This is a genomic window from Xanthomonas arboricola pv. juglandis (genome assembly GCF_001013475.1).
In the GTDB taxonomy this organism is placed as follows: Bacteria; Pseudomonadota; Gammaproteobacteria; order Xanthomonadales; family Xanthomonadaceae; genus Xanthomonas; species Xanthomonas arboricola.
Genome location: NZ_JZEF01000002.1, coordinates 276,666 through 296,911, shown reverse-complemented (window position 1 = coordinate 296,911; position 20,246 = coordinate 276,666). Strand labels below are relative to the sequence as shown.

Genomic DNA, 20,246 nt, shown 5'->3' with positions numbered 1-20,246 from the left:
GAGCGGTTAAGTAAGGTCAATCTGGATTCGCCTGCACAGCCCGCCGGATACACAGGGGAACGACGCACGCTCGCTGGTGCAGCGTGGCGTGGTACCGCGACTGGCACCAGGCCTGGTCTCTTAAGCAGGTTCTGGTTACCCGCCTTTCGGAATCCGCTACGCTCAAACCCCAACACGTGGACACGAGACAGGCAATGAAGCTGACAGCTGCGCAGATCCTTTCAACGCCTGGCCAAGTCGAAGAGAACATCGGTAAGCACCTCGATGTCATTCGCCTGGCGGCGAGCAGGGGTGCGGATGTGCTGGTCTTTCCCGAGCTTTCCCTCACTGGTTACGAACCCGGATTGGCGCAGGCGCTGGCGGTGCAGCCGGCTGATCAGCGCTTTGATCAATTTCAGCTGGCAAGTGACCGGTACGGCATGCTTATCGCCGTTGGAGTACCCACGAAGGGGGCAAAAGGCACCGAAATCAGCATGCTCTGCTTCCAACCGGGGCTGGAGCGCACAAGCTACTCCAAACAGCAGTTACACCCCGACGAGTTCCCGTTCTTCACCGCCGGTACCGAGCAGCTTGTGCTCAGACACGCAGATCAGCTGCTGGCGCCTGCCATTTGCTACGAGTCACTGCAGGCAAGCCATGCGGAACAAGCTGCAGCGTCAGGTGCTGGCGTGTACCTGGCAAGCGTGGCCAAGTCGGAGAGAGGCGTGACATCGGCCTACAGTCATTATCCGACGACTGCAAAGACGCATTCCATGACTGTCTTGATGGCGAACTGTGTAGGCCCCGCCGATACCTTCATAGGAGCGGGGCGGTCTGCCATCTGGAGCAGCAACGGTGACCTCGTTTGCAGCGCTGATGCATTCCAGGAGGCATTGGTGGCGTACGACACGGGGACCGGAAAAGCGAGCGTCTTCAGCTTAGCTTGAGATCAGGCCAAGGCCAGTAACAGGCAGCCCTGTCTGTGCGGTGACACTCGGCAATCCCGCTTGCCCGCTGCGTCAGCAGCTGCGCGAGGACATCCGCGGCGGCGGGTTTGGCTTGAATGCATTGTCAGGAGGCAACGACCTGGGGATACAAGCCCTTTGCGCTGTTGAGCTCAACGGCCAACTTCCCTACCTTGGACAGTAGATTGCCGATATCCTGCTTGGGATCAGCGTAAAAATAATCGATGCAAAAGCGAAGTGACGTGCCAAACTGCTCGCCGATGGGTGGAAGCGCAACGCACCTGATCTGCATCGGCTCGCCCGCTCACGCCGAATCGCGTACCCACCAGGAAAGGAACTCGAGTCCCTTGAGGCCTTTCTGTCGACTCCCCGCAATTCAATGCCAGCTAAAACTAGAGGTCATCTCTTGACTCCGTCTCACGTGGTTGAGCTCGCTGCGCTCGTGACAACACGGAGTGAGGATGATGTGTACGAGCCCAGGACCAGAAGCACGACGATCAATTCGACGACCAAGAGGCCGTGGTGGGAGATGGCCGCGAGATATAATCTCGAAAGGGTCTATCCTGGACGGACTGATATCTGGGGTGTGACAGCAAGCCCTAATGATCCTATGCGTGAGTATAATAAGGATATTAATTCACGACCGCGCTATGCCAACGAGGTCGGGGCGGATGCTTTGATCAGCTTGCATACTAACGGCAGCAAAACCAACCCAAACGCGCGTGGAACGTGGGTACTGGTTAAAACTGATCGCCCCACTGACTACGCATTGGGTCAAAGCATTCTTTGTGCGATGAAAGAGCAAATTCATGCGGTCCCGGCTTATGCTGATTACCATGTTGACGAGGCACCGCGCGAAAGTGAAGCTTACGGTGAAAATAGTGGTTTCCCTGATATCAAAAAAGTTGTTGTGGAGACCGGATTCCACACGAACGTAGATGATGCTGCCGCGCTTCAGGATCCTGCATTTATTACTGCCGCAATGAAGGGGGTCGAAAAAGGCTATCGGCTAGATAGGGATGGCGTTACTTGTGCGCCGTTCAAAATTACGTCAATCCCGAATGTTACGTTTACCTACGGAAGTGGGTTGCAGAAGACTCCTATAGTAATTCAAGGGTCTCCTCGCTATCCAATTGTCTATAAATCAGAAATAACTTCTTGCAGTGGAAGTTGCAGCGGTGCGACGAAGACAATCGCTGATGCCAGCGGGCTGACGATGGATTTCACTTGCCGGCCCGGCGGTTCAACGACGCTCTCTGCAAAACTAAAAGCTACAATGACCGACGCTGATCAAGTGGTGTCGACCTATGAGCACAGCGTTACCTGCGAAAAATAAAACGCTGATTATTGTGGATTTTAAAAGCCTCTTCGCGAAACCGTGGAGAGGCTTTTTTAGAAATTTATTACTGGTAATTCGTTTAAAGATGTCGTGAATCGGCAGGCAACATGTCTTGCCGTGATGCCGCTATAGTGAGAAACAGGGTCAGGTTCTTAGGTATCCCCACGTTTTAAAGCACCAGAGTCATTTGCTCGCGCACTGTGTCATGCAGTGTGCGTAAGCGATCTAGCCAGCGTGAGACCGGTTCCATGGGCCAGTGCCTGACCAGCGCCTCGTGGCCGACACGCAGTGTCGAGTAGAGCTTGCGTGTGCTGCTGCGAGGCGCTAGCCACCGGGCGATACCGGTGGCTTCGCATCCCAGTCCCGCCAGCCAACTGGCGAAGGTGGCCAGTGTATTGAGCAACAATAGGATCTGCAGTCGCTCACCGCGACGGGTCAGGCTGTCTTCCATCGCCTGGCCGTAGCGATGTGACTTCAGATCCCGAAATGCCAGCTCGATCTGCATCCGTCGTGCGTACAAGTTGACCAACTGCTTTGCGCTGGGCGCTTGCAGTTGTGGAGAGGCAACGATCAGCCATGGCTCGCGCTCACGCGCTGCTGCTTTCAGACTTGATGATGCACGCGAGACCTTGGCGGGTGAGCGCCGGTTGCGTTGCTGACGTCCTTGACGTGTCTTGGCATAGAGCACCAGACGGCAATCGAGTGGATCACTGCGATTGGCCTGCATCGGTGGCAATTCGTGTACACGGTTGGACGCCAATGCATGCAGGCGTCGGCTATCGATCCATTGCGCTGCATCATCGGGCGCGCCTCGCGGCTTGACCTGCGTGCGACCGCGCAGACGCCCAACCCAATCCCAGCCCATCGCCGACACCGCGCGAAACCATGGCGTGCGGAATCCGGCGTCCGTGACCAGGATCGGACGCACATCGTCTGGAATCAGTGCCCTGAGCTGCTGCAAAAAGCGTTTCTCCGCGCCTGGCGATCCCTGCTGTTTCCCGGAAACCACCATATCCAGCAAGGTGAGCGTGCGTCCACCGACCGGCACGGCTGCGCGCAGCAGGCACCATGACTTGTCCGGCTTCAAATCGCTCCAGTCGATGACGATCACCGGCTGTTCGCCGCGCAAAAGCCAATGCGCCATATCCCGCTCGACCACGGATCGCTCGGCGTACAACCTGCGATTGCACAGTAAGCGGTCGCATGCCTTGAGGGGTGCACGTACCCGCGTCGCGCCGGGCCAGGCGCGTGCAAGGTCGATCAGGGTCAGTCGCCCCCCGTGTAACAGCGCTTCAACCGCACGAAGCAAGCTGCGTTGGCGTAATGCATGCATTCCGGAGAGTGAGTTAGACAGACACTTCTGCAATACTTCGCTTGCGCGCATGGTCGGCACTCTTCTCTGGCTTAGTCACCTTGAAGCGTGCCCCATGCGCGCACCTTCTTCCACATCCTCACCCATCAAGTGCTTGATCTTGCAGGAAGAAATGTGGGGAAACCTCAGGGTCAGGTTGACTTCTTAAGTGAAACTGACCCCGTTCTCTAGAGGTAAGGCCGCGGCTTGATCAAGGGATCGAGCGAGTGCCAGCCGATCTCGGTGGGCGGCGGCACTGTGGCGCGCTTGCGCGCTGGCTTGGACGGGAAGTGACCGACGCATGGCAGACTTCTCCTTGGCGAACAAGCCATGCCGCCTTGGAGGGATTCGCACAACGTCCAGCGGTCAGATACCCTCACCAGAATTCCAGCGGTCGTGCGGAAGCAGATGCACGTAACAGACCATTCTGGCGACCTGCATCGCCAACAGCCAAAAGCGCAGAAGGAACGATAGGTATGGGTGCTAATCACCGAAAGGCCTATGTAGCATTCGCTGGATTGCTTTGCGCCGCAGTAGCGGGGTGTACCTCACCTGCACCCGCCACCGCGTCACAGCGCGAGCATGCAAGTCAACACGCTGCAAAGGCTCCGGTTGTGTCTTGCCCCTCCAAGGATTTCGGCACGTTTCTGCAACGCTATGCGGATTCTGCCGACGAGAGCGTGCGTCGCAGCTTCACCGACGATCCGCTGGATTATGAGGTGCCAACTCACACGGTCGAAAAAGAAACGGATACGTCACCCGCCACGCATCTCTCCAAGCGAACAGGTCTCTCCCGCCTGGAGCTATTCCCGTATCGTTATTTCAAGGACGCGAAGGTCTTTGATCGAGTCGTTCCAGGGGAGATGAAGCCAGAGCGCCAAAGTGAGGTGGGATACCCGGTCTCTATCCTGACGATGGCCGGTGACGGCCGCAGTGTGGACTTCGGCATGGAGTACGAAGTAGATACCTACGTTTTCAGACGGAGCCAGGGCTGTTGGTACCTGGCTCGCGCGATCAACCTGAGGGACTAACCAGGGAGTGGGCACATGGCCGCACAGGATGCAACACAGCAGGTCCCTTATCGCGTCGTTCAACTTGAGTGGGATGCGGAGAAGGGTTATCACAACGCGGCTGTCGAGAACTTCGATGGCCTGGTCACGCACCATCCCAACAGCAACAGCGGTGCGCATCTGGTCAATGGCACAGTGGTTGGCGGGCAACCTGGACGCACGCTGGCGCTGGTTGGCGGTGAGATCCAAGAAATCGAGGTCGCCAAAGTCGGGAACGACTATGGCCTTCGCCCAGGCCAGGTATTGCTGAAGAAAGACTTCATCCTTGAAGACTCCGCGATGCCCTCTGGACCTGCGTCAAGGGCACAGGATGTTCCATCGCCTGTTGCTGGTGTCGTGGGCACGGTCAACGCGAAAACCGGCCTGGTCGATGTGCTGGATCGGGAAGGGGGCGATGTCATCCTGCGTGTCCGTCACATGTCCCCCCTCCTTGTGCAGGAGGGTGACCAGGTCGAGTATGGCTAGGCGTTGGGAGTACAAGGCAAGCAGGCGACAGGCGCAATCCATGTGCACATGGAAGTGGATAGCCGCTACTACCAGCATTACGAAAACTATGTCGGCGACCTCGTAAGTGGCCGTCTGTCCATCGATGCAGCGAGACGGGACCACGGCATCGAGCCCAGGCCGTTCGTGGATGACGGGACAATCCGTATCGGTGAGTCGTCGGAGATGGTGCGGCAGGTGCAGCAGACATTGAATGCCGAAGGCTTTCGAGGTGCTGACAACCAGCCGCTGCAAGAAGATGGCGTCTACCGCCTTTCGATGCAGGCTGCCGTTATCAATTACCAGCAAGCGCATGGCCTCTCCCAGACCGGAGACGTCGACCCTGCAACGTTGCAGCAGATTGCTCCGCTCACGTTCCCGCCAGAGGTGAACAAGGACGATTACAACACTGCGCCGACGTATCAAAACATCCAGGGGGCCGTGCAATCACAAGACCCACTCCATCGCCAGGCAGAAGATGCCGTGCGCCGCCTGGAACAGGGGCTGGGCCGTGACTATGACGACAACAGTGCCCGGCTGGCAGCAAGCAGCGCGTATCTGGCCAGGGATAACGGGCTATCAAGGATCGATCACATCGTGCTGAGTACCGAGACAAGTTCTGTGCGGCAGGGCGAGAACGTATTTGTTGTTCAAGGGGCGCTCGACAACCCTGCCCACCTGATAGCGCACATGAAAACAAGCGACGCCATCGCACGGCCAGTAGAGCAGTCACTGAGTCAGTTGCAGGCGCTTGGCGAGACGCAACAGCAACAGCAACAAGCGCAACAGCAAGAACAGCAACAGGAACCTTCGATCACTCCACCTCATCGAATGGTGTGAGGTAGCAGCCCCGCTCACCGGCGGCATACCAGGCAAAACCCAGCGAATTTGTGTCCGCGTTTGTGTACGCGGCGCGCCAGCGTTATTCCGGAGGTGCGACGGTGACGACCAGCTCGCCGTTGCGCATGCGGATGTTGAGTTTGCTGCCGATGGTGAAGCCGAGTTGTTCCAGCCAGCGGCCGCGCAGGCGCAGCGTGGGGATGCGTTGGTGGCTGTCGGGGTAGTAGCCGTAGCCGACGGTGCAGTGTTGCGGGGCGCGCGGGTGGCCTGGGCGGCGCGGCTTGGTGGGATCGGGGCGGGGCTCGGGGATGGGGGTGCGCTCGAGGTAGGGCCGCGGCGGGATCGAGGGGTCGAGCGAGTGCCAGCCGATCTCGGTGGGTGGTGGCACCGTGGCGCGCTTGCGCGCTGAGGTGGGGCGGGACGTGGGTCGACGCATGGCAAAGCCCTCCTTGACGAACAGGCCCCGCCGCCGGGTGGCGACGGGATGTCGGGAGGTTAGAAACCGCTAAGAGTCGGCGGGCGTATTTCCCCGAAGGGTGTTGTATTAGCCGCCCTCCCGACGCAGGCATCGCGTCGGTTGCGCCCGCAAGACGCCGCAGGCACAAAAAACCCACCGGTTTGACGGAGGTGGGTACCGCTTCAACGTCGTTGACCTTGGCAAGGACGGCTATGGCATGGTCCAGCTCAAGGACAGTGGCGCACGCGGCGTTAGCTCTCCCAATCTGGCGGCACCGAATGAGCCAAGCCGCACATTGACCCCTGCAGAAGCGGGACACCCGGACCATGCCATGCATCAGCAAATCCGAGGCAAAGTGGAGCAGCTGGACGCCGCCAACGGCCGCACGTTCGACGCTACTAGTGAACGGATGACAGCCAGTCTGCTGACGTTAGCAAAAGACAACGGACTAACCCGGGTGGACCACGTGCTACTCAGCGAAAGGACCAGAGACCTGCCCGCTGCGCAGACCCTGTTTGTAGTGCAAGGCGATCCAAAGGATCCGGCCATGCTGCGCGCCCATATGCCAACGGCCGACGCCGCGCAGCGGCCTGTTCAAGAGAGCTTTACCCAACTGGAATCTGTCAACCAGCGACTAGCGCAGGAGCGCACGCAAGAGCTGGTAGTGGAACAGCAGCGCTCGCAGGAGCAACAACAGGGGGGTCCCATTCCGTCGCTTTGAGGCGATGACGTGCCCGCACTTGTCATCATCAAAGGTTAGCAGCCCTTGATCAACAAGGAACGGCGCTGATGCCTAAGTGAATCTGAGCCCGTCCTTCATTTTAACCACCCGTTTCCTGCGCTCTGGATCTTATCCGATCTACAGTTCCAACCGCTTTGCGGAAGCATGGATGAATATCAACTTCCTCAAACCTTGGCTGATGATTCCCTTGATAGGAGTACACAGTTTTACTTCCACCATCACCCCCAAGCACGAAGTCTCCAATGAAGCCTATTTCGTAGAGTATTTTCAGTAAACCTTGAACGTCTACGTTATCTGCGATCGCATTAAACCAAGGCTGATTCAACTCCGTTTCGACCAGCATGTCTAATACCATCGCTTCCAACTCATCAGCCTTTAGATGATATTTATAGCGGTAAAACTTTGTTTTCCAGTAGGAGAAAATATCTACGAGGCCGGGAAACTGATTGGAGTACTCAGTGCAGAGATCATCTAATTTCCACTCGGAGTAGCCTAGTTCAGCTGCCTTCAAAGCTTCAACATCTGGAGTGTCAGATTCACATTTTTCTGAGTAGTAGCGAGCAAGTTGAATAAGCTCTCTAGGCCGGCTGAGTGTTCGTTCAACCAGCCAATTATCCGTATTACTTGTCCCAATAGTAGTTGGAAAAACGGTTAAGAACGGGTTCGGAGATTCCGGCTCGCCAGCCTCCTTCCGATTGAAATTAATTCTCTCGCCAAGGAGCTGGATGAGACTATCCTTTTCCCAGCGGAGGCGCTCTATGTTTCGGTACTTGTCTGAGTGTTGCGTCTTTGTAATCAGGATTGAGTAGACATCTTCTCTAAGAAAGATACAAACAAAAGCATTGTTTGTTTTTGAGGAAATATAGTTCGCAGCTGTGAGCAATCCAAGAATCAAATTATTAGCTGTTTCAGAATTATTCCAACCTAGATCAAGGTCATCAACAAGAACTACAAAGCTCGCAGCTTTAGCAATTTCCAGGAAGTGGTGCTCGAGTGCCTCTACGTCTGCTACGTCTCGGAGTTCACGCTCAATATTTATTCCGAACTCCCCAAGATTTGTGACTTTGCCCTTTATGCGCGAAAGTACGTCTGCAATATTCTCAACAATGTCTTTAGATGTTCTATTTTGTTGGTTAGCTATATTTCTAGCAAACTCAAAGCTTTCAACACTGAATTTGTTGCGCTCTCCGTGGCCCACAGCGCAAATACAATCGAGATATATCTGCCTTAACCAAGTATGGGTAAATAGAATTTCCTCTCCCATTCCAGAGGTAAGATCCTTGTCATTAAGGATTGTTTTAATCGACTGGAATTTCGGAGACAAGTTAAGAATATGCGACTGCCTGGCATTAGCAAATGTGTCGCTAAGCTTTTTACGGACGGCACTCTTGCCTGCACCTTTTCTGCCAACCACCAGACTCTTCTGCTTCCTAGCAAGTCGATCTACGGCGTCTTGGCTGATGAAGTAGTGCAAGAGATTGGGGTCCTTTTCAGCACTATCGTCTCCCCAGTTTATATTAGAAATTTTCATCCAGCTCCTTTGATGCCTGGTGTTGGCGGCTAATGCTTAAATTAGAAATTCACCGCGAAGAGGTTTTGGCCTAGCGCTTTGAATCGCGTAAATATTTTTCGCAATGGGCTGAAACCTTAATAGACGTTTAGCAATCATTCGCCGCCGAGTATCCGTGTAACTGAGTTTCCGCGAACTATACTTAGGCATTGGCTGTACAGATTTAGCCAATAAGCTTTATCCTTGCTCTCGCTCATTATGCTTGAGTAGCTATCTACTTTCTCCATGAGTTCAAGCGCTACTCGCTCCTTAGAATCTGATTGAATGCTGATTGGTCCAGATATGCTTACAGAGTCACTTGCCATGGGCTTTCTCGTATGGATTTAATTGACAACCCTATTTACGCACTGCATCTAAAGAAAAATAGGTGAGATTAACTTATCATTTTAATTTTTGCCCTCATAAGTACGACTACAAATCCTATCAATCCTCACTCCGCACCAATCCTCGCCACCTTGAGACGGCGAACCGAAAGCACACGGAATATCAAAACTGTTGGGAATAAGATGGCAGCCACTCGAAACTGAAGCGTCGGCGCTGCTCCCTCTTTCGGCCAGAGGGAAAGCCAGATCGCGAGTGCGGCAAGGCAGCACAGTGTCAGCATCAGCAATCGCTTGGCAGCGCGTAAGGAGAACGGCATTGCTAACGCAGGAGCGGCCATCACCAGAAATCCGATGCCGCTGATCAATGCTCCCGTCTGTCCCTCACGTACCTGGCCTGCTGCAAATAGCGCCACCAGCAGTGCGCCTGTCGCCGCGAGCATGACGCCGGCAAGGCCGGCCAGCAGCTTCAGGAGTTTTTGATAGCGCATTCTTTGCTTCCTAGTTCTTGCATTACGCAGCACTTCCGAGTGGCGTTGGCTTGAGCCTGCTAGGACTTGTGACGCCGATAGTGGTTGTTGGTACTTGTGCTGCGGTAACTGCCGCCCTTGTGCGAGGCGCCGTGGCCTGCGCTGTAGTAACCACCGTGACTGGTGGTGTGGTGCGTGCCGGCGGCCCTGACGCGCGCTTGCGCTGTTGGGGTAAACACACCCAGTGCGGCAACAGTCAGTGCCACGATGCTCCATGCCTTGCTCAACATTGTTTCTTCCCCCTGAAGAAATGTGTGGCTTTGCGGCTGCGTTACATACTGCGTGGCTTGATCCTCGCCGAGTTTTTGGGTTGCGTCAATGCGCTTGCGCGAGTAATCGTTTGCTCTATCGGCTTTGCCCTCATCCGCCCTGCGGGCCCCTTCTCCCGCGTGCGGGAGAAGGGCTTGGTGAGTTTGGTTATGGGCTGCTTTTTGTCGTTGACGCGGTGGTTGGGCTTGGCAGCGGCAGCTTATTGTTGAGGTCGGTAATCTCTGCGACGTTGTTATCGGTGATGACGCGCAGTTGCGCGGCTTTTGCACTTGCGGCGTTGGTTAGCGGTAGGCGTACCTGCGTGGTGATCGGCTGCAGATTGTGTGGTGCCGCGAGTGCCGGGAATGGGGCTCTTGCCAGCGCCTTGCCACGCGCATCCTCCAGCACCACAAACCCAGCCGGTGCATCGGCGTGGCCGAGGCTGTGCACGGTCACCTCAATGGCATCGGCAGTCACCCGCACATCGCCATGACCAATACCCAGATCCGGGCGTAGTTCGACCGGGGTAGTTGCTGCAATGCGTTCGAGCTGCAGGATGGTGGTGCGGCCTGCGGGGAAGTCGATGTCGATGGCTGCGCTTTTTTCGAAAGCGCGCTCTTGCGTCTTGGCGTTGCTGTCGAGCTTGCCGTCATTGCCCTTGCTCACGCCCTGGGTGATGCGCCATTGGCCTGGGGCGATGTTCCAGCCGGTCATGCTGGCGTGCTGGTTTTTATTCGATGTGTTGTAGGCGATGACGGTGAAGCGGTCTTGCTGGGGTGCGGGGATGGCGATGGCTACTTGGGTTGCGGCCTCTGGATCGGCGAAGCGCCAGCTCACGGTGTGGCCGGGGTAGGTCTGGTTGCGCTTGAGCGCCACGCCGCCCAGGCGTGCGCGTTGCAGGTTGACGGTGGGGGATTCCACGCGGTCGCTCCACCAGTGGCCTTCGGTGTTCATGTAGAAGTTCTGCAGTTTCTCTCTTGCCTCGCTGCGGTAAATGGCGGCGAGATAATCCAGATTGCCGGTGTGCTCCCAGGCCGCATGGTGCGGGAAGTCCGGGGCGTTGCCGTCGTCTTTATTTGCGGCGTCGATGAGCTTGCCGCTCCAGTCGCTGCGCTTGCCCATGACATCCAGAAAATTCTCGTTGAGCAGCGACAGGCCGTTGGGGCCGCTGTTGGCGACGCGGTAGTTAATGGGTTTGAGATAGCGATCTTCGCCGGTGAAGCGGTAGGCGGCCCAGAAGGTGTGCAAGGTGTCGGCGCCGCCGCTGCCTTCGAACAGCTCGCCGCCGCGGGTTTTGCCGGTTTGCCAGTTGATCTCGTTGGGCAGCGCCCAGTTGCCCTTGGCGTTGGTGTAGGCGTGGGCGAGATAGCCGTCCGCCAGGCCGGTGACGATGCGGCGGCTGTTGGGGTCGGCGTTATAGCCGCCCAGCAGGATGGCCGGGTGCACGATGGGGAAGGAGTACGGTTTTTGCCATTGCCAGTTGGGCTCGCGGTAGACCTTGCGCCCGCCGAACCAGTTGCTGGCGAACAGCAGGTGGCCCTGCGGGTTGACCTGGATGATGGTGTCGAAGGCCTTGACCGTCTGCATCAGGCGCTCGACGGTGCGTGGGTCGCCCCAGTTGAGGTACAGCAGGGCGCTGTTGAGGTTGATGCCCTCCTCGTACGAATGCAGCTCGTCGGTTTCGATGGTGGACAGGCCGTTGGTGAACATGCCGTTGCGGTAGTTGGCATCGGACAGCGCCAGCATGGAGGCGTTGAGCATGTCCGGGTCCACGCCCATCAGCGCAACGCCGGGCCATTGCTGCACCAGGTCCGAGTCGTCGGAGATGCCGCCGCCGAAATCGCCGTAGGCCACCTGGCGCTGCTCGATCCACCAGCGGATGTAGCGGCGGGTGGCGCTGAGGTCCTGCAGCTGCCAGAACGCCCAGGCGGGCACGCCCTTGGGCACGCTGGGCAGTTCGACAGGCAACGCGCCCTGGTTGGCGTAGCTGACGTCGTTCCAGTACTGGCGGCCGAGGGCGTGGTCCGGGTCGACGCGCAGCAGGTCGGTGATGTCCGCGTCCAGGCGCTTGTAGAGCAGCTGGCGCTTGGAGGTGGTGTGCTCTTCCACCAGAAAGCCCCAGTTGTCCTTGACCTGGTTGAAGCGGTCGGCGACGTGCTCGGCGATGGCCTCGGCGCGCGGCTTGAACACCAGCTGCAGCTGGGTGCCGTCGAGCGCGTTGGCATCGAAGCCGGGCGCGGCGGCGGCGATGCTGAGCATCAGGCTGTCGTTGCTGAGGATTCTGTCGCGCAGGTCCAGCCACAGCGTACGGGCCTGGCCGGGGACGACGGCGACAGAGACATCGATCATGTCGCGCGCGGGCCAGATGGGGTCCTTGATGCGGATGTTGAGCGGGATGCTGCCGCTGTGGGTGGCCGGCAGGGTGAGCGCCGGCAGGGTGATGGCGATGCCGTCCAGGCCGTCGTGCATGTTCTCCCAGCCGTAGGACCAGCTGCGCATCAGCGCCTGGTCCGGCGGCGGGTCGCCCAGGCTGGAGGGCACCAGGATGTGCACGATGGGCTGCTGCGCGCTTGCCGCGGCCTTGTCGCTGGGGCGTTTGCGCGCCGGCGCCTTGGTGGGCAGCGCGATGACGGTCTGGCGCTCGCCGGGCGGGTAGCGGCCGGCGATGACATCGCGCAGCGGGGCGAGGTTGTCGTAGTCGGGCTGGATGTCGCTGCGCACGGTGTAGCTGAGTTGCGCGCTGCCCTTGGGTACCTCGCCCGGCTGCACGTTGTAGGCCCAGATTTCCTGGATGGGGGTTTCCTGCGCGGTGTTGGCAAAGCGCAGCGTGCCGCCGCGGCGCTCGGCGAACTGGTCCACGCTGCGCACCACGCCCTGGCTGCGCGCGAACAGTGGCTGCGGCTGTGCGTTGGCCGGGGCGTAAGTGGCCTGGCCGTAGGCGGCGCCGCGCAGCTCGATGCGGTTGACCGGCTCGTCCGGCAGGGTGAGGGCCAGCGCCTTGCCGCCTTCGACATAGGTGTTCCAGTCGGGTAGCTGGAAGTAGTCGTCGCGCCCGGGCAGGCGCGAGCGGTTGTAGACGCCGGGCCAGGTGGTTTCAGCAATGCCGTCGGTGGCCTTCCACATCCATTGCTTGAGGTCGCGTGCATCGGCGAACTCCACCTTGCGGATGCGGGTGACCGGCGCATCCAGTAGCGGCGGTGCGTGGCCGTTGTCCCAGCCGTAGCGGTGCAGGAAGGCGGCGTGTTGCGCGTTGCCGGTGGGTGCTTCAGCGCTGGCGGGCTCCTGCAGGCGTACCAGCGCGGCGGCGCCGCTGGCGTCGAGCATGCGGTCGTAGATGCGGATCTCGTCGAAGTCGCTGCCGCGCAAAAAGTTGTAGCGGCTCTGCACCTGGTGCGGCGACATCACGCGGCCGGCCAGGCCGAACTGGTCCAGCGCGGCGTCGAAGTCGAGCGCGCCGCCGTTGGCACAGGGCGCACCGCAGTCCACGCGGGCGGCTTCCTTTCCATCCACGTACAGGCGCACGCCGCGGGTTTCGTCCCAGGCAAACGCAATGTGGGTCCAGTCGCTGGCGGTGGGATTCTTGTCGAGCTTGAAGGAGACGCGGGTGCGCGCGAGGTTGGCGTCGGTGACGAAGGCATCGAAGCCGTGGCCGTTCCAGTCGATGCGCAGCCAGCCCATGTCCCAGCTGGTGTGGTCGGCGTAGCCGACACGGAAGATCACGAACGGCGCCTCGCCCACGGGATAACGCGAGCGCCAGAAGAAGCCGAGCGTGCCGCGCTGGGTGTAGAGGTTGCCGGGTGCGTTCCACGACAGCACGCCGTCGTCGGCCCATTCGATGGCGTTGCCGCGTTTGCCGGTGGGCACCAGGGTGATCTTGTCGCGGAAGTTGGGCACGCCGTCGCCGCGGGCCACATCGGCCTGCAGGTCGCGGTCGGCCGACACCCGGAACAACAGCTCCGGCGCGGTGGTGGTGGCCGCGCTCACCGGCAGCGCGATCAGGCACAGCATTCCCAACAAGAACTTCGACACGCTCACCTCGTCAATTCCAAAACGTAAAACAGCCACCGCGCTTGCACGCGGTGGCGACGACGCACTTACAGACCGTTGGCGGTGCGCCACTTGGGAATGTCGTCCTTCAACAGCTTGTCCGGCCAGGTGCCGTGCCAGGCATAACCGACGCGGCGCTCGTTGGGCACCTAAGGCAACGCATGCGCAGCGATCAGGCGTCGGATCGGGGCACGCTGCGCGTGTGCGCAGCGGGCAGACAGCGGGTCAGAACTTGTAGCGCAGGCCCAGCAGGTACTGGCGGCCGGTTTCGGCGTACTGCAGCGGCAGCTGGCCGGTACGCGGCGAGGACACCCATTCGTCGGAGGCTTCGTTGGTGAGGTTGATGCCTTCCAGGCTCAGCTCCAGCTGCTTGCTGATCTTGTAGCGCAGCGAGGCGTCGAGGATGGTGGTGCCGGTCATGCCGTGCACGCCGTCGACGTTGAAGCCGGTTTCCGCACCCGGTGCCTGGGTGAGGTAGTCGTCGCGGTTGGTGGCCGACACGCGCCCGGCGAAGGATTCGCCTTCGTAGAACAGCGTGGCATTCCACGACGAGCGCGACAGCCCGAGCAGGTCGTTCTTCATCACCGGTACGCCGCTGCTGGCCAGGTACTGGATCTGCGAATCGACCCAGGTGTAGTTGAGCTGCACGCCCAGGTTGGCCCACTTGCCCGGCAGGAAGGTGAAGGGCTGGGTGTAGTTGGCTTCCACGCCCTTCAATTCGCCGCCCGGGGTATTGAGCGGGATGCTGAAGGCGAAGTCGTCGTTGACGGTGGCGCCGGTGCCCTCCAGCAACGAGGCCGGCAGGCCGCTGCTGGAGTACGGACGCACTTCGCGCGCGGTCTGGATGAAGCTCTCGATGTCCTTGTAGAACAGGCCGACACCGAGCATGGCGCCTTCGTTGAAGTACCACTCCAGGCCGAGGTCGACATTGGTGGCTTCGATCGGGTCCAGGTCCGGGTTGCCGCCGGCCACGGTGCGCGCACCACCGGCCACCGCCACGGTCACGCCGGGGGTGAGGCTGCCCAGGCCGGGGCGGCTCATGACCTTGGCCGCGCCCAGGCGCAGCAGCAGGTCCGGAGCCAGCTCGGCGACCAGGTTGAACGAGGGCAGCGTGTTGTTGTACTTGCGGCCCACGGTGGTCAGCGCCGGTGCGTTGTTGATCAGCGCATAGCCGGTGGACTCCTGCTCGGTGCGCACATAGCGCACGCCGAAGTTACCCGACAGCGGGATGGCGCCCAGGTCGGTGGAGAACTCGCCCATCAACCACACGCCGCGGTCCTTTTCCTCGACGCTGCGGCTGTTGTTCACGCGCGGCGCCACGGCGAAGGTGCCGCTGTTGCTGTAGATGCCGAACAGGTCGGCCACCGCATCCAGGTTGGGCACCACCCAGCTGGACGGGCTGCCGTTGATGCCCTTGAGCCCGGCCTGTTCGGTCAGGTCGGCCGGCACGATGGTGCTGCCGTTGGCGAAGGTGGGCACGGCCAATTCGTTGGCGCGGCGCAGCTCGACGGTGCTGAAGCTGTAGTTCTTGGCCAGCACGCCGCCCTTGAGGCGGAAGCCGGGGCTGATGTTCCAGTTGAAGTCGATCTGGCCGGTGTCGAAGTCGTTGTCCACCGACTGCGGACGCAGGCGGATTTCGGCCAGTTCCCAACCGGCGGGGTTGGTCGGGTCGATACCGTAGTTCAGCACCGGCGCGCGGCTGTTGCCACGGTAGTCGTAGCTGTACCCGTCGACGTCGTACTTGTCCATGATGATGGTGGTCTGCACCGGGTTCTCGTGCGCAGAGCGCGAGGTACCGACCCGGGCATTGATGCTGAAGTCGTCGTTGAAGCGGTGCTCCAGGTCCAGGCTGACCTGGGTGAACTTGGTGTTCCACTCGTCGTGGCGGTTTTCCGAGCGGATATCGACATTGTCGAACTCGCCATAGACCAGCGCGTTGTTGCGGATCTCGCCGTTGCGCACGATGGTGCCCGGCTTGCCGTCGCGCTCCGGCCGGCGCGGGGTGAGCCCGTCGCGGTTGCGGCTGAAGGAGATCGCTTCGATATAGTGCTCGTCGCGCTTGGCGTCGATCTTGGAATACAGCGCGTCCAGCGACAGCGTAGTGCGGTCGGTGAGCTTCCACTGCAGCGAGCCGGTAACGCCCAGGCGCTGCTGGTCGTGGATCTGCTGGGTGTAGCGCGGGAAGCGCGGGTGGTAGACATCGGCCGAGCGCGCTGCGGCGTACGGCGAGGCGGCACTGAAGTTGCCGTTGCTGGGGCCGTTGGCCCAGCGGCCGGTGTTGGCGCCTTCTTCCAGCACCTCGCGCTCGGTGTAGGCCACCGACAGCAGGGCGCCGAAGGTGTTGTCGGCCCAGGTGTTGGCGATCAGCGCGGCCACGCGCGGGTTGGCCTTCTCGGCCATGGCGTTGTAGGCGGCCTGGCCGCTGGCGGCGAAGGTGAAGCCGTTGTAGTCGAACGGGCGCGCGGTGCGCAGGTCGACGGTGGCGCCGAGCGAGCCTTCTTCCACATCGGCCGAGGCGGTCTTGCGCGCGATCAGCTGCGAGAACAGGTCCGAGGCGAACACGTTGAAGTCGAAGCCGCGGCCACGGTTGGTGCCGCCGCTCTGGTCGCCGGCGCCCACAGTGGTGAGCGCTTCCATGCCGTTGATGCGCACACGGGTGAACTCCGGGCCCAGGCCGCGCACCGAGATGGCGCGGCCCTCGCCGGCCTCACGGGTGATCACCACGCCGGGGATGCGCTGCAGCGACTCGGCCAGGTTGAGGTCGGGGAACTTGCCGATGTCCTCGGCGACAATCGCATCGACCACGCCGGCTTCGCCGCGCTTGATGTCCAGGGCCTTTTCCACCGAGGCGCGATAGCCGGTCACCGTGACGGTGTCCAGGTCGACGGCCGGTTCTGCGGGCGCTTGGGTGGTTTCTTGTGCTGCCAAGTGGCCGCTCAGCGCAAGGCCGATCGACAACGCCAGCAAGGTAACCGGTGTCTTCCGGCTGGTGGTCCGTAATTGCATGTCCTCCCCTCCCAAGGGTCCATGAACAACATGAAAGTCTGGTTGTGAGCGGCAATGACACCGCTGGTCAAAACGACGTTACCAGCTGAATTCTCCCGTAACATCTTGCAGCGCAGCAGAAAACGTCACCAAATTTGCCCAAAAGGGGTGCAAGCGGTCACTGCGCGTCGCATCATGGGCCTCGCCCGGCGCGTTTGGCGCCGGGTAGAATGACACCGATGGTCATCCTGACGCGCAACGGTTCCCCCACACCGTGACGCACCACACAGCCGAGGTAATTGCCGCATGAGTCGTGCCCGTATCCTGTGCTTTGGAGAGTTGTTGCTGCGCCTGGGGGCGCCTGGTCACGAACTGCTGCTGCAGCAACCGCGGCTGGACGTGCACTGCGGCGGGGCCGAGGCCAATGTCGGCGTGTCGCTGGCGCATTTCGGCCATGACGTGGCCATGGTCAGCACGGTGGCGGACAACCCGCTGGGTGCGGCGGTGCTGGGCGAGTTGCGCCGCCATGACGTGGACACGCGGCATGTGCGGCGGGTGGATGGGCGCATGGGGCTGTACTTCCTGACCACCGGCGCGATCCACCGCCCCAGCGAAGTGGTCTACGACCGCGCCGCCTCGGCGTTTGCGCTGGCCCCGGCCGACGCCTACGACTGGCCGGCCCTGCTGGACGGGGTGCAGTGGCTGCATCTGTCCGGGGTCAGCCCGGCACTGGGTGCGGACGTGGCGCAGGCCACGCTGGCGGCGGCACGCGCGGCGCGTGCGGCCGGGGTCAAGGTCTCGTTCGACGGCAATTACCGGCCCAAGCTATGGCAACGCTGGCAGGGCGATGCGCGCGGCATCCTGCACCAGCTGTTCGCCTGTGCGGACGTGGTGTTTGCCGACTACCGCGACATCGGCGTGGTGCTGGGCGGCGAGTTCCCGCAGGACACGCTGGAAGCGCGCGTGGAAGCGGCCGCGCAACAGGCCTTTGCCGCATTCCCGCAGCTGCAGCTGATGGCCTGCACGCAGCGCGTGGCGCATAACGTGGACCACCACAGCCTGGGCGCACTGCTGGTGCCACGCAGTGGTGCGGTGGCGCGCGCGCCCAGCGAGGAACTGAGCCCGATCATCGACCGCATCGGCGGCGGCGACGCGTTTGCCGCCGGCGTGCTGCACGGCCTGATCGAAGGCTGGTCGCTGGACGACACGGTGCGCTTCGGCCTGGCGGCCGGCTGCCTGAAGCACTCGATTCCCGGCGATTTCAATCCGCTGTCGGTGGCCGATGTGCAGGCCTGCGTGGGGGATGCGCGGTTTGATGTGCGGCGCTGACGCGCTGACGCGCTGGGAATTGGGAATTGGGAATTGGGAATCGGGAATCGTAAGAGCTGAAAGCGCTGGCGCTTCAGTCTTCTGGTCGCCTATCTGGTTGAAACGCTGCAGCGTATGAAGCGCGCTGCAGCGCGACCTGACCAGAAGCGGTTAACAAACTACTGGGCGGGGCCATCAGGCACCCGCTGCATCTGTTGCCCACCCCACTTCAGATCGCCGCCTTACGCCTACCGCGCGCGCGGCGCTTGTTCGCGACCCATGCCATGACGGCGCTCACCAGCACCACGCCCACCGAGGCCGGTACGCTGAAAAACGAGGCAATCAGCAGCGCATCCTGCCAAGGAGGCGCCGAGCCGTCCTGCATCACTGCAGTGCACACGACCGCGGTTGTGATCGCAAAATTGGCGGTGGCTTTCAGCGCAAAGTGCACTCGCATAACGCGCAACAGCACGGCGCACACGGCGCTGACGAGAAATGCCAGTAAGAGATGAGCGATCAGTTTGTCCATCGGGTGCTCGTCGAACCAGTTACCGGGAGCCACGACGCAACACTGCAGCAGCGTGCCGTATCAACGCGCATCCCGCCGCAGGGCCGCGCAACGCCACCACGGCCGGACCTATTAAGACGGCCGGCATGATCTGCCGGCCGTTTTCAACCTCATTGGGCTGGGAATTCCAGGCGCGGAGCAACCGCTCTTGCGATTCTCCATTCCCGATTCCCGATTCACCCCAACTCGATGCAATCGAACTTCACGTCCGTCTCTACATCGGCGTCGTAATCCACATCGTCGCGCTCGAAGCCGAACAGCTTGAGGAACTCGTGCTTGTAGCCGGCGTAGTCGGTGAGCTGGAACAGGTTCTCGGTGGTGACCTGCGGCCAGAGCGCCTTGCAGGCGTCCTGCACGTCGTCGCGCAGTTCCCAGTCGTCCAGGCGCAGGCGGTTTTCGGCGTCCACCTCGGCGGGCTGGCCGTCTTCGCGGTACAGGCGCTCGCGGAACAGGCGGTCGAGCTGCTCGATGGTGCCTTCGTGCAGGCCCTTTTCCTTCATGATCTTGTAGACCATGGAGATGTACAGCGGCATCACCGGGATCGCCGCGCTGGCCTGGGTGACCACCGACTTGAGCACCGCCACGTTGGCGCTGCCGCCGCGCTTGGCCAGGCGCGCGTTCAACCGCTGCGCGGTGTGGTCCAGGTCGACCTTGGCCTTGCCCAACGCACCGTGCCAGTAGATCGGCCAGGTGATCTCGGTGCCGATATAGCTGAAGGCCACGCTGCGCGCGCCGTCGGCGAGCACGCCGGCGCCTTCCAGCGCGTCGATCCACAGCTCCCAGTCCTGCCCGCCCATCACGGTGACGGTGTCTTCGATCTCCTGCGCGCTGGCCGGCTCGATCGAGGCCTGGATGATGGTGTCCTTGTTGGTGTCGATGGCGGTGGCGGTGTAGGTGTTGCCGATCGGCTTGAGCGCCGAGCGCTTCACTTCACCCGTGCCCGGCAGCTTGCGCACCGGCGAGGCCAGCGAATAGACCACCAGGTCGACCTGGCCGCCCATCTCGGTCTTGATCAGCTCGATGACCTTTTCGCGCGCGGCATCGGAAAACGCATCGCCGTTGATCGACTTGCTATACAGGCCCGCAGCCTTGGCGTGCTTGTCGAACGCGGCGGAGTTGTACCAGCCGGCGGTGCCGGCCTTGCTGGGGCTGCCGGGTTTTTCGAAGAACACGCCGAGCGTGTCGGCACCGAAGCCGAACGCGGCGGTGATGCGCGAGGCCAGGCCGTAGCCGCTGGATGCGCCGATCACCAGCACCTTCTTCGGGCCGTCGTCGCGCACGCCGCGTGCGCGCGTGGCCGCGATCTGCTCGAGCACATTGCGCTCGCAGCCAAGCGGATGCGTGGTGGTGCAGATGAAGCCGCGCACTTTGGGATGGATGATCAACGTGGACTCCTGGTCAGCAAGATGCTGGCGGCATCTTAATCGCTGGCCTGCTGGCGAA

At 60.9% G+C, this 20,246-nt stretch carries 15 protein-coding genes and 1 pseudogene; 7 read left to right on the top strand and 9 right to left on the bottom strand.

The features are described from left to right. Positions 1-194 precede the first annotated feature (194 nt). Positions 195-926 carry a carbon-nitrogen hydrolase family protein gene (locus XARJCFBP2528_RS06640; protein ID WP_039814334.1) on the top strand — a complete coding sequence of 244 codons (732 nt, stop codon included), beginning with the start codon at positions 195-197 and terminating at the stop codon, positions 924-926. Between the two features lie 628 nt (positions 927-1,554). Continuing rightward, the gene (locus XARJCFBP2528_RS22170) at positions 1,555-2,280 is read left to right on the top strand and encodes an N-acetylmuramoyl-L-alanine amidase family protein (protein WP_158506624.1); all 726 of its coding nucleotides are present in this window, start codon (positions 1,555-1,557) and stop codon (positions 2,278-2,280) included. Between the two features lie 172 nt (positions 2,281-2,452). Here the strand turns inward: XARJCFBP2528_RS22170 and XARJCFBP2528_RS06630 are convergent, their stop codons facing one another. After that, positions 2,453-3,667, bottom strand: a complete 1,215-nt coding sequence (locus tag XARJCFBP2528_RS06630) for an IS4 family transposase (protein WP_026064732.1) — start codon at positions 3,665-3,667, stop codon at positions 2,453-2,455. Between the two features lie 443 nt (positions 3,668-4,110). Here XARJCFBP2528_RS06630 and XARJCFBP2528_RS06625 point away from each other — a divergent pair, with 443 nt between their 5' ends. The 3 genes from XARJCFBP2528_RS06625 to XARJCFBP2528_RS06615 are packed head-to-tail and all read left to right on the top strand — an operon-like array spanning position 4,111 to position 6,027. Beyond that, positions 4,111-4,665, top strand: coding sequence for a hypothetical protein (locus tag XARJCFBP2528_RS06625; protein ID WP_181100905.1), 555 nt, complete (start codon positions 4,111-4,113; stop codon positions 4,663-4,665). A 15-nt stretch (positions 4,666-4,680) separates the two neighbouring features. Further along, positions 4,681-5,169: a hypothetical protein gene (locus XARJCFBP2528_RS23300; RefSeq protein WP_016904143.1), complete on the top strand. Its 489-nt coding sequence runs from the start codon at positions 4,681-4,683 to the stop codon at positions 5,167-5,169. 48 nt (positions 5,170-5,217) lie between these two features. Then, positions 5,218-6,027, top strand: coding sequence for a peptidoglycan-binding domain-containing protein (locus tag XARJCFBP2528_RS06615; protein ID WP_016904144.1), 810 nt, complete (start codon positions 5,218-5,220; stop codon positions 6,025-6,027). An 82-nt stretch (positions 6,028-6,109) separates the two neighbouring features. Here XARJCFBP2528_RS06615 and XARJCFBP2528_RS06610 read toward each other — a convergent pair whose 3' ends face one another. After that, complete coding sequence (locus XARJCFBP2528_RS06610) at positions 6,110-6,463, bottom strand: SymE family type I addiction module toxin (RefSeq protein ID WP_026064734.1); 354 nt, start codon at positions 6,461-6,463, stop codon at positions 6,110-6,112. A 202-nt stretch (positions 6,464-6,665) separates the two neighbouring features. Here XARJCFBP2528_RS06610 and XARJCFBP2528_RS06605 point away from each other — a divergent pair. Then, a pseudogene (locus tag XARJCFBP2528_RS06605) lies at positions 6,666-7,205 on the top strand (XVIPCD domain-containing protein); the annotation flags it as partial. A gap of 100 nt (positions 7,206-7,305) precedes the next feature. Here XARJCFBP2528_RS06605 and XARJCFBP2528_RS23295 read toward each other — a convergent pair. The 5 genes from XARJCFBP2528_RS23295 to XARJCFBP2528_RS06580 all read right to left on the bottom strand — a co-directional run bounded on the left by XARJCFBP2528_RS23295 (position 7,306) and on the right by XARJCFBP2528_RS06580 (position 16,948). Continuing rightward, the gene (locus XARJCFBP2528_RS23295) at positions 7,306-8,757 is read right to left on the bottom strand and encodes a P-loop ATPase, Sll1717 family (RefSeq protein WP_144422354.1); all 1,452 of its coding nucleotides are present in this window, start codon (positions 8,755-8,757) and stop codon (positions 7,306-7,308) included. 469 nt (positions 8,758-9,226) lie between these two features. After that, positions 9,227-9,607 (bottom strand): hypothetical protein, encoded by a 381-nt coding sequence (locus tag XARJCFBP2528_RS06595; RefSeq protein ID WP_016904148.1) that lies wholly within the window; start codon positions 9,605-9,607, stop codon positions 9,227-9,229. A 59-nt stretch (positions 9,608-9,666) separates the two neighbouring features. Then, positions 9,667-9,876, bottom strand: coding sequence for a hypothetical protein (locus tag XARJCFBP2528_RS06590; RefSeq protein ID WP_039815487.1), 210 nt, complete (start codon positions 9,874-9,876; stop codon positions 9,667-9,669). A gap of 187 nt (positions 9,877-10,063) precedes the next feature. Then, positions 10,064-13,903 carry a LamG-like jellyroll fold domain-containing protein gene (locus XARJCFBP2528_RS06585; protein WP_374057774.1) on the bottom strand — a complete coding sequence of 1,280 codons (3,840 nt, stop codon included), beginning with the start codon at positions 13,901-13,903 and terminating at the stop codon, positions 10,064-10,066. A 264-nt stretch (positions 13,904-14,167) separates the two neighbouring features. Next, the gene (locus tag XARJCFBP2528_RS06580; RefSeq protein ID WP_047124511.1) at positions 14,168-16,948 is read right to left on the bottom strand and encodes a TonB-dependent receptor; all 2,781 of its coding nucleotides are present in this window, start codon (positions 16,946-16,948) and stop codon (positions 14,168-14,170) included. 285 nt (positions 16,949-17,233) lie between these two features. Between XARJCFBP2528_RS06580 and XARJCFBP2528_RS06575 the strand changes: the two genes are divergently transcribed. After that, positions 17,234-18,256, top strand: coding sequence for a sugar kinase (locus tag XARJCFBP2528_RS06575; RefSeq protein ID WP_026064416.1), 1,023 nt, complete (start codon positions 17,234-17,236; stop codon positions 18,254-18,256). Positions 18,257-18,464: 208 nt separating this feature from the next. Here the strand turns inward: XARJCFBP2528_RS06575 and XARJCFBP2528_RS06570 are convergent, their stop codons facing one another. Then, positions 18,465-18,764: a hypothetical protein gene (locus XARJCFBP2528_RS06570; protein ID WP_026064417.1), complete on the bottom strand. Its 300-nt coding sequence runs from the start codon at positions 18,762-18,764 to the stop codon at positions 18,465-18,467. A gap of 215 nt (positions 18,765-18,979) precedes the next feature. After that, positions 18,980-20,188, bottom strand: coding sequence for an enoyl-ACP reductase FabV (fabV, locus tag XARJCFBP2528_RS06565; protein ID WP_016902901.1), 1,209 nt, complete (start codon positions 20,186-20,188; stop codon positions 18,980-18,982). Positions 20,189-20,246: the final 58 nt, after the last annotated feature.

What these genes read in the sequence shown, in the direction of transcription:
- XARJCFBP2528_RS06595 (WP_016904148.1), bottom strand. Translation starts at nt 9,607, where the DNA reads ATGCGCTATCAAAAACTCCTGAAGCTGCTGGCCGGCCTTGCCGGCGTC.
- XARJCFBP2528_RS06615 (WP_016904144.1), top strand. Translation starts at nt 5,218, where the DNA reads ATGGAAGTGGATAGCCGCTACTACCAGCATTACGAAAACTATGTCGGC.
- XARJCFBP2528_RS06590 (WP_039815487.1), bottom strand. Translation starts at nt 9,876, where the DNA reads ATGTTGAGCAAGGCATGGAGCATCGTGGCACTGACTGTTGCCGCACTG.
- XARJCFBP2528_RS23300 (WP_016904143.1), top strand. Translation starts at nt 4,681, where the DNA reads ATGGCCGCACAGGATGCAACACAGCAGGTCCCTTATCGCGTCGTTCAA.
- XARJCFBP2528_RS06630 (WP_026064732.1), bottom strand. Translation starts at nt 3,667, where the DNA reads ATGCGCGCAAGCGAAGTATTGCAGAAGTGTCTGTCTAACTCACTCTCC.
- XARJCFBP2528_RS06570 (WP_026064417.1), bottom strand. Translation starts at nt 18,764, where the DNA reads ATGGACAAACTGATCGCTCATCTCTTACTGGCATTTCTCGTCAGCGCC.
- XARJCFBP2528_RS22170 (WP_158506624.1), top strand. Translation starts at nt 1,555, where the DNA reads ATGCGTGAGTATAATAAGGATATTAATTCACGACCGCGCTATGCCAAC.
- XARJCFBP2528_RS06640 (WP_039814334.1), top strand. Translation starts at nt 195, where the DNA reads ATGAAGCTGACAGCTGCGCAGATCCTTTCAACGCCTGGCCAAGTCGAA.
- XARJCFBP2528_RS23295 (WP_144422354.1), bottom strand. Translation starts at nt 8,757, where the DNA reads ATGAAAATTTCTAATATAAACTGGGGAGACGATAGTGCTGAAAAGGAC.
- XARJCFBP2528_RS06625 (WP_181100905.1), top strand. Translation starts at nt 4,111, where the DNA reads ATGGGTGCTAATCACCGAAAGGCCTATGTAGCATTCGCTGGATTGCTT.
- XARJCFBP2528_RS06580 (WP_047124511.1), bottom strand. Translation starts at nt 16,948, where the DNA reads ATGCAATTACGGACCACCAGCCGGAAGACACCGGTTACCTTGCTGGCG.
- XARJCFBP2528_RS06575 (WP_026064416.1), top strand. Translation starts at nt 17,234, where the DNA reads ATGAGTCGTGCCCGTATCCTGTGCTTTGGAGAGTTGTTGCTGCGCCTG.
- XARJCFBP2528_RS06585 (WP_374057774.1), bottom strand. Translation starts at nt 13,903, where the DNA reads ATGCTGTGCCTGATCGCGCTGCCGGTGAGCGCGGCCACCACCACCGCG.
- XARJCFBP2528_RS06610 (WP_026064734.1), bottom strand. Translation starts at nt 6,463, where the DNA reads ATGCGTCGACCCACGTCCCGCCCCACCTCAGCGCGCAAGCGCGCCACG.